General features: G+C 66.3%; 14 protein-coding genes. 5 read left to right on the top strand and 9 right to left on the bottom strand.

Features of this window, described 5'->3' with window-relative positions; translation table 11 throughout:
* Positions 1-119: 119 nt before the first annotated feature.
* From ABS767_RS00180 to ABS767_RS00165, 4 genes are all read right to left on the bottom strand, one after another.
* A complete protein-coding gene (locus ABS767_RS00180) occupies positions 120-1247 on the bottom strand; it encodes an acyl-CoA dehydrogenase family protein (protein WP_408076345.1) in 1128 nt (375 codons plus the stop codon).
* 106 nt (positions 1248-1353) lie between these two features.
* Positions 1354-2541 carry an acyl-CoA dehydrogenase family protein gene (locus ABS767_RS00175; protein ID WP_408076344.1) on the bottom strand — a complete coding sequence of 396 codons (1188 nt, stop codon included), beginning with the start codon at positions 2539-2541 and terminating at the stop codon, positions 1354-1356.
* Positions 2542-2646: 105 nt separating this feature from the next.
* Positions 2647-4671, bottom strand: coding sequence for a 3-hydroxyacyl-CoA dehydrogenase NAD-binding domain-containing protein (locus ABS767_RS00170; RefSeq protein WP_408076343.1), 2025 nt, complete (start codon positions 4669-4671; stop codon positions 2647-2649).
* A gap of 28 nt (positions 4672-4699) precedes the next feature.
* Positions 4700-5929 carry a serine hydrolase domain-containing protein gene (locus ABS767_RS00165; protein ID WP_408076342.1) on the bottom strand — a complete coding sequence of 410 codons (1230 nt, stop codon included), beginning with the start codon at positions 5927-5929 and terminating at the stop codon, positions 4700-4702.
* A 190-nt stretch (positions 5930-6119) separates the two neighbouring features.
* Between ABS767_RS00165 and ABS767_RS00160 the strand changes: the two genes are divergently transcribed.
* The gene (locus ABS767_RS00160) at positions 6120-7823 is read left to right on the top strand and encodes a class I adenylate-forming enzyme family protein (RefSeq protein WP_408078622.1); all 1704 of its coding nucleotides are present in this window, start codon (positions 6120-6122) and stop codon (positions 7821-7823) included.
* Between the two features lie 9 nt (positions 7824-7832).
* On the opposite strand, the gene ABS767_RS00155 is transcribed toward ABS767_RS00160, so the two are convergent.
* A complete protein-coding gene (locus ABS767_RS00155; RefSeq protein ID WP_408076341.1) occupies positions 7833-8741 on the bottom strand; it encodes an NAD-dependent epimerase/dehydratase family protein in 909 nt (302 codons plus the stop codon).
* Positions 8738-9841 (bottom strand): glutamate 5-kinase, encoded by a 1104-nt coding sequence (gene proB, locus ABS767_RS00150; protein ID WP_408076340.1) that lies wholly within the window; start codon positions 9839-9841, stop codon positions 8738-8740. Before proB ends, ABS767_RS00155 begins: the two co-directional genes overlap by 4 nt.
* A 109-nt stretch (positions 9842-9950) precedes the next feature.
* On the opposite strand from proB, the gene ABS767_RS00145 reads away from it, so the two are divergent.
* Positions 9951-10415: a DUF305 domain-containing protein gene (locus tag ABS767_RS00145; RefSeq protein WP_408076339.1), complete on the top strand. Its 465-nt coding sequence runs from the start codon at positions 9951-9953 to the stop codon at positions 10413-10415.
* A gap of 3 nt (positions 10416-10418) precedes the next feature.
* Here ABS767_RS00145 and ABS767_RS00140 read toward each other — a convergent pair whose 3' ends face one another.
* Positions 10419-11201, bottom strand: a complete 783-nt coding sequence (locus ABS767_RS00140; protein WP_408076338.1) for a MipA/OmpV family protein — start codon at positions 11199-11201, stop codon at positions 10419-10421.
* A 149-nt stretch (positions 11202-11350) separates the two neighbouring features.
* Between ABS767_RS00140 and ABS767_RS00135 the strand changes: the two genes are divergently transcribed.
* Positions 11351-11749, top strand: coding sequence for a hypothetical protein (locus tag ABS767_RS00135; protein ID WP_408076337.1), 399 nt, complete (start codon positions 11351-11353; stop codon positions 11747-11749).
* A 33-nt stretch (positions 11750-11782) separates the two neighbouring features.
* On the opposite strand, the gene obgE is transcribed toward ABS767_RS00135, so the two are convergent.
* Together obgE and ABS767_RS00125 are read right to left on the bottom strand one after the other, a co-directional pair.
* Positions 11783-12832 (bottom strand): GTPase ObgE, encoded by a 1050-nt coding sequence (gene obgE / locus ABS767_RS00130; RefSeq protein WP_408076336.1) that lies wholly within the window; start codon positions 12830-12832, stop codon positions 11783-11785.
* Position 12833: 1 nt separating this feature from the next.
* Entirely contained in the window at positions 12834-13466 is a 633-nt protein-coding gene (locus tag ABS767_RS00125; RefSeq protein WP_408076335.1) for a TetR/AcrR family transcriptional regulator, read from the bottom strand.
* A 49-nt stretch (positions 13467-13515) separates the two neighbouring features.
* Here ABS767_RS00125 and ABS767_RS00120 point away from each other — a divergent pair, with 49 nt between their 5' ends.
* Positions 13516-14376: a metal-dependent hydrolase gene (locus tag ABS767_RS00120; RefSeq protein WP_408076334.1), complete on the top strand. Its 861-nt coding sequence runs from the start codon at positions 13516-13518 to the stop codon at positions 14374-14376.
* 108 nt (positions 14377-14484) lie between these two features.
* Positions 14485-15669: an efflux RND transporter periplasmic adaptor subunit gene (locus tag ABS767_RS00115; RefSeq protein ID WP_408076333.1), complete on the top strand. Its 1185-nt coding sequence runs from the start codon at positions 14485-14487 to the stop codon at positions 15667-15669.
* The last annotated feature ends 8 nt before the right edge of the window (positions 15670-15677 follow it).

Below are 15677 nucleotides of genomic sequence, written 5' to 3'. Positions count from 1 at the left end.
AGCCCCTCCCCTTCAGGGGAGGGGTTGGGGGTGGGGAGTCTCAGTCTCACCGAGACCGATGGCCTGCGAGGATCGGCCCCACCCCAACCCCTCCCCTAAAGGGGAGGGGCCAAAGCCGGTCAATACCCGGCCGCCCGCGCCAATGCGTCGGCGTGATAGTTGGTATCGCCGAACAGCTCCGCCAGCACCCGTCCGCGCTTCATGTAGAAGCCGATATCATATTCGTCGGTCATGCCGATGCCGCCATGCATCTGCACCCCCTCCTGCACCGCGAGCGTCGATGCCATGCCGGCCATCGCCTTGGCCACCGATACCGCGGCGTCTGCCTTGGCATCACCCGCGTCGAGCAATTGCTGCGCCTTGAGCATCGCCGCGCGCGCGACCTCCAGCTCGCTGTACAGGTGCGCCGCGCGATGCTGCAGCGCCTGGAAGCTGCCGATCAGCACGCCGAACTGCTTGCGTTCCTTGAGGTACTGGACGGTCATGTCCATCGCTCCGCCGCCGACGCCCAGCATCTCGGCCGCAGCACCCGTGCGTCCGGCGCCGAGCAGCGCGTTCAGCACCGTGCGGCCGTCATCCACCTGACCGATCACCGCATCGGCATCGACTTCGACGCCATCGAAGGTCATGCGCGCCGCTAGGCTGGCATCGGCGAGGCGCTGCGGATCGGCGGTCATGTTCGCCGCATCCTTGGGCACCGCAAACAGCGTCACGCCGGCCTCGTCCTCCGGCGATCCGGCGGTACGCGCGGCGACGATGAGCAGGTCGGCAACGTGACCATGCGCGACGAACTGCTTGGTGCCGGTGAGCTTGAAGCCGTTGCCCGACCGCTCGGCCTTCATGCCGATCGCATCGCCATGCTTGGCGCGCTCGTCGATCGCCAGCGCCGCGACGGTTTCGCCGGCCAGGATGCCGGGGAACCAGCGCTCGGCATGGCTGCTGCCCTTGAGCGCCGACACCGCCGCGACGGCGGTGGTGAGGAAGGGGGAGGGGGAGAGGTTGCGCCCGATCTCCTCGAGCACAACGCCCGCCTCGACATGGCCGAGCCCCAGCCCGCCGTCGCTTTCGGGGATCAGGATGCCGGTAAAGCCCATCTCGGCGAACTGTTTCCACAGGTCGCGCGAGAAGCCGGTCGCGTCATTCGCGTCGCGCAGCCCGCGCATGTGACTGACCGGAGCGGATTCGGACACGAACTGCTGCGCGGCATCGCGGAGCATCGTCTGTTCTTCGTTGAGGTAGAGTGGCATTCATCCATTCCTTCGTCATCCCCGCGGAAGCGGGGACCCATCTCCTGTCGGTATCGCCCAGCTCCACGGTGTGGGAGATGGGCCCCCGCTTTCGCGGGGGTGACGATCAGGCGGGGAGTTCGAGAATCCGCTTGGCGATGATGTTGAGCTGCACCTCGCTCGTGCCGCCCTCGATCGAATTGGCCTTGGTGCGCAGCCACGCGCGCGGCTTCGCGCCGCCGTTCGAGCGCTCGCTCTCCCATTCCAGCGTGTCCGACCCGCCGCTCGCCATCACCAGCTCGTGCCGGTCCTTGTTCAGCTCGGTGCCGTAATATTTCATCATCGACGGCTGGGCGGGGTGCGCGCGCCCGGCTTTGAGTTCGTCGAGGAAGCGTTCGGACATTGCCGTGAACGCCTTGCTGCGCACCTCGAACAGCGCGAGCTGCGCGCGCAGCACCGGATCGGCGAGCCGCCCCTGCGCGTCCAGCCCCACGGTCGCGATCGCACCCTCGATCAGCGGATTGCCCCCCGGCGCGGCGAGGCCCATGCCCGAGATCATCTCGCGCTCATGGCCGAGCAGATATTTGGCGACGTCCCAGCCCTTGTTCTCCTCGTGCACCCGGTTCTTCTTGGGCACGCGGACATTGTCGAAGAAGGTCTCGCAGAAGGGCGAATAGCCGCTGATCAACAGGATCGGCTTGGTCGACACGCCCGGCGAGTCCATGTCGAACAGCAGGAAGCTGATCCCGCCCTGCTTGCTCTCCTTGCTCGTGCGGACGAGGCAGAAGATCCAGTCGGCCTTGTCGGCATAGCTGGTCCACACCTTTTGCCCGTTGACGATGTAATCGTCGCCGTCGCTGACCGCGCTGGTGGCAAGGCCGGCAAGGTCGCTGCCGGCATTGGGTTCGGAATAGCCCTGGCACCAGCGGATCTCGCCGCGTGCGATCTTGGGCAGATGCTCCAGCTTCTGCTCCTCGGTGCCGTATTTGAGCAGCGCCGGGCCGAGCATCGAGATGCCGAACGAGTTGAGCGGGTTGCGGCACTTCAGCGCCGCCATTTCCTCGCGCAGCACCTTGGCCTCCGCCGGGGACAGTCCACCGCCGCCATAGGCCTTGGGCCAGTCCGGCACGGTCCAGCCGCGTTCGGCCATGCGGTCCATATAGAGTTTCTGGTCGGGGTTACGGCTATAGTCCGCCTTGCGCCCGCCCCAGTTCGCATCGCCCTCGCCGCGGATCGGCTCGCGCATCGACGGCGGCACATTCGCCTCCAGCCAGGCGCGGGTTTCGGAACGGAATTGTTCCAGATCGTCGCTCATCATCGCTCTCCATCCGTCACCCCAGCGAAAGCTGGGGTCTCATGCGTCAGCCGCAGCGCCAGCGGCACGAGGCCCCAGCTCTCGCCGGGGCGACGACCTGTTGTCTTAATTGAACCGCTCGCCCTTCTCGGCCTTGTCCTTGAGCAGCTGCGCGACCTCGAAGCCGTGCTTCTCCAGCCCCGCGACGATGGTCTTGAGCCCCACCGTATCGGCCCAGAACATCGGCCCACCGCGATAGACCGGCCAGCCATAGCCATAGATCCACACCACATCGATGTCGCTCGCGCGCTGCGCCATGCCTTCCTGCAGGATCTTCGCGCCTTCGTTGACCATCGTGTAGAGCGTGCGCTCGATGATCTCCTCATCGGTCACCTCGTGCTGGACGGCGCCGGTCTTCTTGCGGAAATCCTCGATGATCTCGGCGACGCGCGCGCTGGGCGACGGGTTCCGCTTGTCGTCATAGTCATAGAAGCCGGCCTGCTTCTTCTGGCCCCAGCGGCCCTCGGCGGCGAGCGCATCGCGGATGCTTTCGATCCGGGTCGGGTCGCGATGCCATCCGATGTCGACACCGGCGAGGTCGCTCATCTGGAACGGGCCCATCGGCATGCCGAACTCGACATGGACCTTGTCGATCTGTTGCGGGCTTGCGCCTTCCATCAAGAGCTTGTTCGCCTCGACCTGGCGCGGCATCAGCATGCGGTTGCCGATGAAGCCGTGGCACACGCCCGCGACCACCGCGACCTTCTTGATCTTCTTGGCGACGTCCATCACCGTCGCCAGCACGTCCTTGTCGGTCTTGGCGCCGCGTACGACCTCGAGCAGCTTCATGACGTTGGCGGGCGAGAAGAAGTGCATGCCCACGACGTCGCCCGGCCGGTCGGTCGATCCGGCGATCTCGTCGATGTTGAGATAGCTGGTGTTCGACGCGAGGATCGCGCCCGGCTTGCAGATCTTGCTCAGCTTGCCGAAAATGTCCTTCTTGACGTCCATATTCTCATAGACCGCCTCGATGACGAGGTCGCAGTCGGCCAGGTCGTCCATGCTCAGCGTCGGGGTCAGCAGCCCCATCGCGCCCTCGACCTGCTCGGGCTTGAGGCGGCCCTTGGCGGCGCTCGCCTCGTAATTCTTGCGCATCACGCCGGTGCCGCGGTCGAGTGCCTCCTGCTGCATCTCGACGATCGTCACCGGGATGCCCGCCGACAGGAAGTTCATGCTGATCCCGCCGCCCATCGTACCGGCACCGATCACGCCGACCTTCTTGATCGGGCGCAGCTTGGTGTCCTCGGGCACGTCGTCGATCTTCGCCGCCTTGCGCTCGGCGAAGAAGATGTGGCGCATCGCCGCCGACTGCGTGCCCATGATCAGCTTCATGAAGCCGTTGCGCTCGCGCTGCACACCCTCGGCATAGGGCTTTTCGACCGTTTCCTCGATCACGTTGATGATCTCGGCCGGGGCGTCGAAGCCCCGCATGCGGCGGGCATTGGTCTTGCGGAATTCGTCGAACACGCCGGGATCGACGCTTACCGGCTTCTCGCTGGCGCGGGGCAGGGGACGGGTGTCCGCCACTTCCTTGGCATAGGCCACCGCATCGGCGGTCAGGCTGTCCTCACCGGCGATGCGATCGACCAGCCCGGCGGCCTGCGCCGCCTTGGCGGAGACGGGATCGCCCTTCGCCGCCAGCTCGAGCGCGAACGGCACCCCCGCGACGCGCGGCAGCCGTTGCGTGCCGCCCGCGCCGGGCAGGATGCCGAGCTTCACCTCGGGCAGGCCGAACTTGGCCGAGGGAACCGCGATGCGGTAATGGCACGCCAGCGCGACCTCACACCCGCCGCCCAGCGCGGTGCCGTGGACGGCGGCGATCACCGGCTTCTCGCTCGCCTCGATCGCGTCGACCACGGTGGGCAGCCCCGGCTCCTGCATCGGCTTGCCGAACTCGGTGATGTCGGCGCCGGCGAAGAAGGTGCGCCCGTCGCAGCGGATCACGGCCGCCTTCAGGCTATCGTCGCCGTTGAGTTCCTCGATCGCCGCCGCGAGGCCCTGCCGCACCGCCGCGCCCAGCGCGTTCACCGGCGGGTTGTTCGAGGTGATGACGAGGATATCGCCCTGTTTTTCGGTCGTAATCACGGACATGTCGCTCTCCAGTTGAGTGCTGCGCCGGTCAGGCCAGCGCGGAATAGATCATCGTCTTCAGTTCGCGCCGGATCGGGTACAGTCCCGACGGCGACAGCTGCGTCATGAACACCATCGTGATCCGCTCGACCGGATCGACGAAGAAGGCGGTCGAAAACATCCCGCCCCAATAGAACTCCCCGACGCTGCCCGGGATCATCGAGCGCGCGACGTCGATATTCATCGCAAAGCCGAGGCCGAAGCCGGTGCCGGCATTCTGCGTCTCGCTGAACAGCGACCGCGACAGTGCCGACAGATCCTTGCCGCCGGGAAGGTGGTTCATCACCATCAGGTCGAGCGTCTTGCGCCCGATGATGCGCGCATCGCCCAGCGTGCCGCCATTCAGCAGCATCGTGCAGAAACGGTGATAGTCGAGCGCGGTGGAGACGAGCCCGCCGCCGCCGGACAGCAGCGTCGGCTTGCGGCTCCACGCCGACTCCGCACCGCGATCATAGATTACCCGACCCTCGCCGCCCTTGAAGGTGTAGCAGTCGGTCAGCCGGTCGAGCTTTTTCGCCGGAACCCAGAAGCCGGTGTCCGGCATGCCCAGCGGCGCGAAGATATGTTCTTCGAAGTACGCGTCCAGCGTCTGCCCCGACACCCGTTCGACCACCGCGCCCAGCACGTCGGTCGACACCGAATAATTCCAGCCCTCGCCGGGCGAGAATTCGAGCGGCAGCTTGCCGAGCGCAGCGACGAACCCGTCCAGGTCGAGATGGCCGTGCCACGCCTCAAGGCGCCGCTCGCGATAGGCGGCATCGACATTGCCGCGATTCTGGAAGCCATAGGTGAGTCCCGAGGTATGCCGCAGCAGGTCGATCATCCGCATCGGCTCGGTCGTCGACCTGGTCACGAACGGCACCCCGCCGCCGCCGCCATTATACACGCCCAGCCCCTTGAACTCGGGCAGGACGTGGTGGACCGGCGTGTCGAGCGCGACCAGGCCGCGCTCGAGCAACTGCATGAATGCGATCGACGTCACCGGCTTGGTCATCGACGCGATGCGGTAGATCGCGCCTTCGTCGACCGTCGCGCCGCCCTCGCGCGCGGCGCCCTGATGGCTGAAATGTGCGATGCGTCCGTCGCGCGCGATCAACAGCTGGGCGTTGGGAAGCTTGCCCGAGTCGAGATACCGCGTCTTCACAAAGGTATCGATTATCCCGAGCCGTTCGGCGTCGAACCCGGTCTCTGCTGGCGTGGCGAAGTCGATGGAGTCCATACCTCTAATTCGAATCCTCATCCCGTAGCATCGTGTTCGGTGTCGCTTCCCTATTGCGTTTGACGGCGTATGAATCAAGAATGATCTGAAGAACCGGGCGGCTGAATCGCCAAACCGGACATTCAACAAAGCTGGAGAGTATCCCTTGGCAGCCGACCCGATCATCCCCCTCGACCCGAACTGGCCGAAGATGACGCTGGGGCAGGCCCAGGCGCTGATGACCGCCCCCGGACAAAAGTTCGAGATGGAGGAAATCGACATTCGCGGGGTGCGTACGCGCGTGTGGAAAGGCGCGCCGCCCCATCTCGCTTTCCTGATCCAGGCATCGCGCGCCTATGGCGACCGGCTGTTCACGATCCATGAGGACGAGCGCGTCACGTTCGAGGCGAATTTCCGCGCCGTGGCGCATCTCGCGACCAAGCTGCGCGCGATGGGCGTGGGAAAGGGCGACCGCGTCGCGTTGGCGATGCGTAATACGCCGGAATGGCCGGTGATCTTTTTCGCCGCGGTGAGCATCGGCGCGATCCTCGTCCCGCTCAACGCATGGTGGACCGGGGGCGAGCTCGATTACGGCCTGCGCGATTCGGGATCGAAGATCCTGTTCGTGGATGGGGAGCGGCTCGCGCGGCTGCAGAAGCGGCTGGGCGGCCTCCCCGATCTTCAGCGTACCATCGTCAGCCGCTGGGAAGGCGCGCTTCCCGAGGGCGTCGACCGGCTGGAGGAGCTGATCGGCGCCCCCAACGACTGGGCCGGCCTGCCCGACATCGCGCTGCCGGCCGAGCCGACGCTCGCGCCCGAGGACGACGCGACGATTTTTTACACCAGCGGCACCACCGGCTCGCCCAAGGGCGCGCTCGGCACCCATCGCAACCTCTGCACCAACATCATGTCGGGCGGCTATGCCGCCGCGCGCTCGTTCCTGCGCCGCGGCGAGATGCCGCCCGAACCGCAGCCACGGACCGGCCTGATGGTCATCCCGCTGTTCCATGTCACCGCCTGTTCCGCGAGTCTGATGGGGACGGTGGCGGCCGGAAATACCGTCGTGTTCATGCGCAAATGGGATCCGGTGCAGGCGATGGAGATCATCCAAAGGGAGAAGGTGAACCTGACCGGCGGCGTGCCGACGATCGCCTGGCAGCTGCTGGAGCATCCCGATCGCCACAAATACGACCTCTCGAGCCTGGAGGCGATCGCTTACGGCGGCGCGCCCTCCGCGCCCGAGCTGGTCAAGCGCATCTACACCGAATTCGGCGCGCTGCCCGGCAATGGCTGGGGCATGACCGAGACGATGGCGACCGTTACCAGCCATTCGTCCGAGGATTATCTCAACCGCCCGACCAGCGCCGGGCCGCCCGTGCCGGTCGCCGACCTCAAGATCATGGACGCCGATGGCGCGCGCGAGATGCCGTCGGGCGAGGTTGGCGAATTGTGGGCCAAGGGGCCGATGATCGTGAAGGGATACTGGAACAAGCCCGAAGCGACCGCCGAATGTTTCCGCGACGGCTGGGTCCGCACCGGCGATCTGGCGAAGCTGGACGAGGAGGGATTCCTCTACATCGTTGATCGCGCCAAGGACATGATCATCCGCGGCGGCGAGAATATCTATTCGTCCGAGGTGGAGGACGTGCTCTACGCGCATCCCGCCGTCACCGACTGCGCGCTGATCGGCATTCCGCACAAGACGCTGGGCGAGGAGCCCGCGGCGGTCGTGCATCTCGCGCCCGGTATGTACGCGACCGAGGCCGAATTGCAGGCATGGGTGCGCGAGCGGTTGGCGATCTTCAAGACGCCGGTCGCGATCCGCTTCGTTTCCGAAACGCTGCCGCGCAATGCCAATGGCAAGATCCTGAAGAAGGACCTCAAGGCATTGTTCGTGGAGGAAGCGGCGGCCTGACCGCGACGCTCAGAACAGTCCCTGCGCGCGATACCAGTCGGCGGTCTGCCGCAGCCCGTCGGGCGTCGCGATGCGCGGCGCCCACAGGGTTTCGGGCGGTCGCTCGGCCGGATTGCACGTCCAGTCGGGATGGCTGAGATACGCGGCGCGATCGGGCGTCAGCTTGGCGTTCGCGTCTCGCAGCAGCCGGTCGGCGCGCCCGGCGAGCCAGAGCAGCGAGCGCGGTACATGCAGCGCCAGGGGACGGCGGCCCACGGCATCGCCGATCAGCCGCGCGAACTCGGCATGGCTGTACCCGCCATCGACTCCATCATCGCACGCATAGATGTGTCGACCGGTATCGCGTTCGGCCATCGCCACCAGCAACCGTGCGAGATCCTGGACATGGATCAGCGAGATACGTCCCGCCGGGGGCAGCACGACGAAGCCAAGCTTTGCCATGCGAAACAGGTCGCGCATCTCCGTGTCGCCGGGGCCGTAGACGCCCGGCGGCCGGATCATCGTCCAGTCCAGTCCCGATTTGCGCACCGCGTCTTCGGCCCGCTCCTTGGACCGCCCATAGTTCGATAGCTGCGGCTCACGCGCGGACAGTGACGAGACGTGGACGAAGCGGCGCACCCCCATGGAAGCGGCGGCGGCGGTCATGCGCGCGGTCCCGTGGACATTGCCGTTGATGAAGCCCGCGGGTGTGGGCGCGTTGACCACCCCGGCGATGTGGATAACAGCGTCCGCGCCGCTCGCGAGGCGGGCGAGTGCATCCTCGCTGTCCAGACTTCCGGCGATCCAGCTCACGCCTTCCCGCGCCGGCTGATCGCGCCGGGTCAGGGCGCGGACATGATGACCGCGGGCCAGTGCATGGTCCACCGTCGCCTTGCCGACAAAGCCGGTTGCGCCGGTCAGCGCGAGCGTCAGGCTCACAGCATCACCAGATGGTCGCGATGCACCAGCGCGGCGCGCGGCGCATAGCCCAGCCGTTCGCCCTGATCCTCGCTGCGCGTGCCGAGGATCGCCTGCGCGTCGGCGGCGTCATATTCGGACAGGCCGCGCGCGATCGGCCCGTTCGGCCCCTCGATCGTGACCAGATCGCCGCGAAAGAACATGCCGCGCACGCCCGTGGCGCCGATCGCGAGCAGGCTGCGTCCCTCGGTCAGTGCCTTGGCCGCGCCGGAATCGACGGTGATGCTGCCTTTCGCGGTCAGCCGACCGGCGAGCCACGCCTTGCGCGCGCGGGTGCGTTTTTCGGGGAGAAAGATCGTGTGCCGGGTGGCGGCCGAGAGCGGGCGTTCGATGCGTCCGCTGGCAATGGCGAGGCTGACCCCGGCACTCGCGGCGATGCGAGCGGCCTCGATCTTCGAAACCATGCCGCCCGATCCCATGCCGGACGCGGAGCCGCGATCGGCCATCCCCTCGATCCGCGCGTCGATCCGCTCGACCACGGGGATGTGGACGGCATCGGGAAGAGCCGGGTTGCGGTCGTACAGCCCGTCGATATCGCTGAGCAGCACGACCCCGCTCGCATCGGCCGCCTGCGCGACGCGGGCGGCGAGCCGGTCATTGTCGCCGAAGCGGATTTCGGCAGTGGCGACACTGTCATTCTCGTTGATGATCGGTACGACTCCGAGCGTCAGCAGCCGCCCGAGCGTCGCGGCGGCGTTGAGATAGCGGCGGCGATCCTCGAGATCGTCGAGCGTAACCAGCATCTGTGCGGCGGTCAGGCCCATGGCGGCGAGCATCTCGGCCCAGACCTGGCTCAATGCGATCTGCCCGGTCGCCGCAGCGGCCTGCGCATCCTCCAGGCTTGCCCGGCCGCCCTTGGGCAGCTTCAGCCGCCGCGCGCCGAGTGCAATCGCGCCGGAGGAGACCACCGCAATCTGCTGTCCGGCCTCGACCCGCTCTGCAATGTCGCCGACGATTCCCTCCAGCCAGGTCCGGCGGATCGCGCCGTCACTATCGACGAGCAGCGCCGAGCCGATCTTGACGACGAGCCGGGTGCAGGAAGCGGGCGGAAAGAGCGACATGGTTCCGCCGCATATAGTCGAGGCGGGTGCTGTGGGAAGCGCGGAAGCGTGTCTGCCGGGAACCCCCCGGCGCGGCGGGCGGTTGGCCTTTCGAAAGGAGCCTCTCGCCATGCGCTATTCCCGCTTCCTCGCGATGATCGCGACCTCCACGATCGTGATGTTCGGCCTGATGTATCTGAACACCTATGCCCTCGCGCATGTCACGTTCAGCCAGACGCGCGTCTGGATGGCGTTGCTGATGGGCGCGGTGATGGCGGGAATCATGCTCGGCTTCATGTGGGGCATGTACAAGGATCGTCGCACCAACATCGCGATCCTGGCTGTCGCGGCTTTGGTCTTTTCGGGATCGCTCTGGGCGGTCAGGAGCCAGCGGACCGTCGATGATGTCAGCTATATGAAGGCGATGATCCCGCACCACTCGATCGCGATCATGACCAGTGAGCGTGCGCAGATTCGCGATCCCGAAGTGCGCAAGCTGGCGGACGGGATCATCGCCACGCAGCGGCGCGAAATCGCCGAGATGAAGGCGATGATCGCGCGGCTTGAGGCCCGCGAGGCCAAGGCCGCGCGCTGATCGCTATCGACGGCCGAAGGTGTAACTGAGCGCTAGGCCTAGCGAGGGCTGGCTGCGCGACCCTGCCGCGCGGACATAGGGCGAATCCGCAGCGTCGCCGACCAGCCGGTCATAGCGCGCATAGGCGGCGAGCCCGAGCCGGGGGGTGAGCTGGCGGAGATAGCCTGCACTGACGCCGACGGCCTCGACGCCGCCGCCGGGCCGGAAGGTCGCGAGGCCCGACGCGGCACTGTCGACCGGGGTGACCCCGTACCAGGCGCGATGATATTTGGCGTCAGCCAGCGTGACCCGCGGGCCGATCGAGAACAGCCAGTCGTCGCCATCGCGGGCGATATAGTCGGCACCCGCTTCGCCGACCCAGCCGCGATGCCCGCTCACGGCCTTGCGCCCCTCCAGGCGGACGCGGAGATTCGGGGCGACATAGGTCTGGGCGAAGGCACCGATCTCGAAACTGAACCCGACCTCATGCAGCGGCAGGTCGATATCCTCCGCTTTGCGCTTGCCCTTGAAGCCGAGGGCGGGCCCGAACTCGACGCCGCCGGCCTCCGCGACCGAAAAGCCGAAGCTTTCATCGGGCGCCTCGAACTCGAAAACGTCGCTCCCGCGCGCCCGTGAGACATCGATGAATGGACCGAAGGAGAGATCCTTGGCGCCCGGCGTCGCTGGCGACAGCTGCGGACCCAGATAGACCCGGGTGCGCACCGGTTCACGCGCGACATCAGCGGTTTGGGCAGACGCCGACGCGGGAAGCACGACCGCAAAGGCGAGAAGCGTAAATCTGAACATGGACGGGAGGGTAGCCAATCCTCCCGAGGAAACAAAGCGATACAGGATGTTGGTTCAATTGAGGTTCAGAGAAGAAGGTCCAGCTTCGAAATCCAAGTTTCTCAGTCTGAAGGGGATTGACGATGCGAACAGGGTCAATTGCGATCATCTTGTCCAGCGCAGCCGCGCTCGCCGCTCCGGGTTTCGCGCAGGAGCGCTCGCCGACCGGCGTCGCCGCGCGTGAGTTTCCATTCCCCAGCGGCCCGATCGGGATGACCCCCGCCGAATGGTCGGCCCGTCAGGCCCGGATCGCGGCGACGGGCAATGTCGATCCAGGACCCATGCGCTACACCTTCTCCCCGTTGGAGGACGATCGGGCTTTGCTCGTCGTCAAGTTCGTCCAGCAACGCGACCCTGCGCCGGTCAATTATGCGCTACGCGCTGCGCTGGCGCGCGAAGTCGCCGAAGTCGGCTATTCGGGTGCGCGCGTGACCGACCGCGATTGTACCAGGATCGATGAGGACAAATTCACGCGTCAGTGCGCGATTTCGCTTCGGCTCAAGCGCTGAGGCAGTGCGAGGAGCGGTGTAGCGGCGCGCCGATCAGATCGGCGACCACTCCACCGGCTCCTCGTCACCGTCGTCGTCGTTCACCCGCGCGTGCTCGGGGCCGATCGCTTCGAGCAGTTTGTCGAGCACCCAGTCCACGCCGACGCCGCTGGCGCCGCTGATCGGGATCACCTCGGCGCCGCTGGCCTCTTCGAGCTCGGCGGAGAGGGCGGCGATCAGTTCGTCGTCGAGCATGTCGATCTTGTTCAGCGCGACGATGATCTTCTTGTCGAGCAACCCCGCGCCATAGGCTTCCAGCTCGTCGCGGACGACGCGATAGCTCGTGGCGACATCCGCGTCATTTGCGTCGACCAGATGGAGCAGCACCTTGCACCGCTCGATATGGCCGAGAAAGCGGTCGCCGATGCCGGCACCCTCGGCGGCGCCCTCGATCAGCCCGGGAATGTCGGCGATGACGAACTCATTGCCCTTGTGCCGCACTACGCCGAGCTGGGGGCGGGTGGTGGTGAAGGCATAGGCCCCGACCTTTGCCTGGGCGTTGGTCACGCCGTTGATGAAGGTCGACTTGCCGGCATTGGGCAGGCCGACCAGCCCGGCGTCGGCGAGCAGCTTGAGCCGCAGCCACACGAACATTTCCTGGCCCGGCCAGCCGGTACCGTGCTGTCGCGGGGTACGGTTGGTGCTGGTCTTGTAGCTGGCGTTGCCGCGTCCGCCGTCGCCGCCCTTCAGGAACACGATCCGCTGGCCGGCCTCGGTCAGGTCGGCGAGCAGCGTGCGCTCTTCGTCGTCCGCCAGGATCTGGGTCCCCACGGGCAGCTTGATGACCAGATCGTCGCCGCCCGCGCCGGTCTTGTTGCTGCCCGATCCGCCATGGCCCCGCTGGGCGCGGAAATGCTGGGTGTAGCGAAAGTCGATCAGCGTGTTGAGGCCCGGTACCGCCTCGAAGATGATATCGCCGCCCTTGCCGCCGTCGCCGCCGTCCGGGCCGCCATATTCGATATACTTCTCCCGACGGAACCCGACGGCGCCGCCGCCGCCCCAGCCGGAGCGAATGAAGATTTTTGCCTGATCTAGAAAATGCATGTCAGCTGTCCTGGCCCCACATCTTCAGAAAGCGCGGGGAACCGGTAAGTTGACGCAGCGCGATCTCGCGCGCGGCGCCACGGGGAAGGTCGAGCGAGCGGGCCAGCGGTTCGCCGAGCAGCGCATCGCCCATCGCCATCAGCACCAGCGCCAGCGTATCCTCACGCAGCGCGGCGCCGGTATCCTCGCCCTCGACCGCGGAAATCTGGTCGACCAGCCCGTGGATCACGTCGAGGATCGGATCGAGCGCATCCTCGTTTCCCGACAGGATCATCCAGCTGGCCAACGCGCCCGCGCCGGATTTGTCGAACGCGTCGAACGCCAGATCGACGACCTGACGGGGCTTGTCCTCGGTCCGGGCCGTCTCGTCGGCGCGGGCTTCCTGAATGAGCCGGACGATGCGCGAACAGACCGTTTCGGCGAGACTGCGGGCGAGCGCACGCTGAAGCCCGGCCGCCGATCCGAAATGATGGAGCAGATTGGCATGTGTCCGCCCGATGCGCGCGGCGACCGCCTTCAGCGTCACCGCCTGCGGCCCCGCTTCGATCAGCAACGCGCGCGCGGCTTCAAGCGCGGCGTCGCGCGATTCTTCGGGACTCAGGCGTTTGCGTTCGGTGATGGGCGTTATTGACATTGGTGTAAGTAAGCACTAGCTCCAGTTCCAGATGCCTTGGAGCAAAACCATGTCGAACGCAAAGACTCCCGCCGACCTGACCATCACCCCGCGCGACCGCCGCTTCGGGCGCGCGGTGCGCCAGGATCGCTGGTGGCTGGGCGGCGATGTCACCGCGACCGCCTTCTACAACGCGCTGTCGGTCACCTTCCCCAAGGGCGAAGCCTATTTCATCGAAAGCGTGAAGGCGTTCCGCGATGGCGTGGACGAGAAGCTCGCGCGCGAGATCAAGGCGTTCACCGTGCAGGAAGTCGTGCACAGCCGCGAGCATGTCGCGTTCAACCGGCGCGTGCTGGACCATGGCTATGACATCACCCGGCTCGAAAGCCGCGTCGACCAGGTGCTCGAAATCGCGCGTGCGCGGCCGAAGATCGTGCAGCTCGCCGCGACCATGGCGCTGGAACACTACACCGCGATCCTCGCGTCCGAACTGCTGCGCAACCCGAAGCATCTGGCCGGAGCCGACGCCGAAAACGGCGACATGTGGCGTTGGCATGCTCTGGAGGAGATCGAGCATAAGGGTGTGGCCTATGACACCTATCTCCATGCCACGCGCGGCATGAGCCGGTGGAAGCGGTGGAAGATCAAGTCGCTGACGATGCTGCTGATCACCGGCACTTTCTGGAAACACAGGATTGAGGGCACGCTCGACCTCATGGCGCAGGATGGCGTCACCGGCTGGCGGGCAAAGGCGAAGGTGGCGAAATATCTTCTCGTTTCGCCGGGTCTGGTCACGCGGATGATCCCGGCGTGGATCAGCTACTTCCTGCCCGGTTTTCACCCGTGGAACCACGATGATCGAGGATTGATCCACCGCGCCGAGAGCGCCTATGAGGCGGCGATCCTGCCGAGCGGAACCATCGCCGCGTGACCGCGTTTTGAATTACTGAACGGAAAATATCAGAAATTATCCGTTGCGGGGTTGAAACCGCTTTTGCCGCTCCCCAATTGCTGCACCGCAATAAGGGGAAATACGACTATGCGTGTCCTGGCAGGCTTTGTAGCGCTGGCGGCTTTGAGTGCTTGTGGTGGCGGTCAGCCCCCCGCAGCTCCGCCCCCGCCCGAGGTCACGGTCGCGACCCCGCTTCAGCGCGAAGTGGTGGACTGGGACGACTATACCGGTCGTTTCGTTGCGCCGGAGGATGTCGAGCTGCGTGCGCGGGTCAACGGCGTCATTACCGCCGTGCATTTCCGCGACGGTCAGGATGTCCGCAAGGGACAGCCGCTCTTTACGATCGATCCGCGTCCCTATCGCGCGCAGCTGATGCAGGCGAATGCCCAGATCGCCCGCGCGCAGGCTGCACTCACCAACGCCCGCCAGGTTACCGCGCGCAGCCGCGAACTTGCCAAGGCGCAGGCGGTGAGCGCGGAGGAGCTTGAAGCCAATGTCGCCGCGGAACGCAGCGCCTCGGCCGATCTGGCCGCGGGCCGCGCCGCCGCATCGCAGGCGACGCTCAATCTCGGCTTCACCACCGTCCGCGCCCCGTTCAGCGGCCGCGTGTCCGATCGCAAGGTCAGCATCGGCGATTCGGTCGCTGACGGACAGACCGTGCTGACGCGCATCGTGTCGATCAACCCGATCTGGTTCGAGTTCGAGGGCGCCGAATCCTTCTACCTCAAGAATCTCCGCCAGGATCAGCGCGGTGAGCGCGGCTCGTCGCGCAACACCGCCAATCCGGTGCAGATCCAGCTCGCCGACGAAAACGAGTATCGCTGGAACGGGCGGATGGAGTTCCTCGACAACGCGGTCGACCCCAATTCGGGAACGATCCGCGCGCATGCGGTCGTGCCCAATCCGACCGGATTCCTGACCCCCGGCATGTTCGGTCGTGCGCGCCTGCTCGGTTCGGGCAGCTATCGCGCGATGCTGATCCCCGACGAGGCGATCGTCACCGATCAGACCCGCCGCCTCGTCTATGTCCTCAGCAAGGACAACAAGGCGACGCCGCGTGTCGTCGAGGTCGGCGCGCGGGCCGAGGGGCTGCGCATCGTCCGCGACGGACTGGCGCCCACGGACCGTGTCATCATCACGGGGATCGGACGGCTTCAGCCGGGTGCACCGGTCACGCCCAAAAAGGGTGTGATCAAGCCCGACGCGAGCAAGCAGGCGGCACCCACGCGACCCATCGACTCACCGGCTTCGGGCCAGGCGACCGTCCAGTAAGGGGCGCA

The organism is Sphingomonas plantiphila (genome assembly GCF_046000505.1).
GTDB lineage: Bacteria > Pseudomonadota > Alphaproteobacteria > Sphingomonadales > Sphingomonadaceae > Sphingomonas > Sphingomonas plantiphila.
Note: the sequence above shows the minus strand (reverse complement) of the source record. Positions and strands in the feature narration are given on the sequence as shown.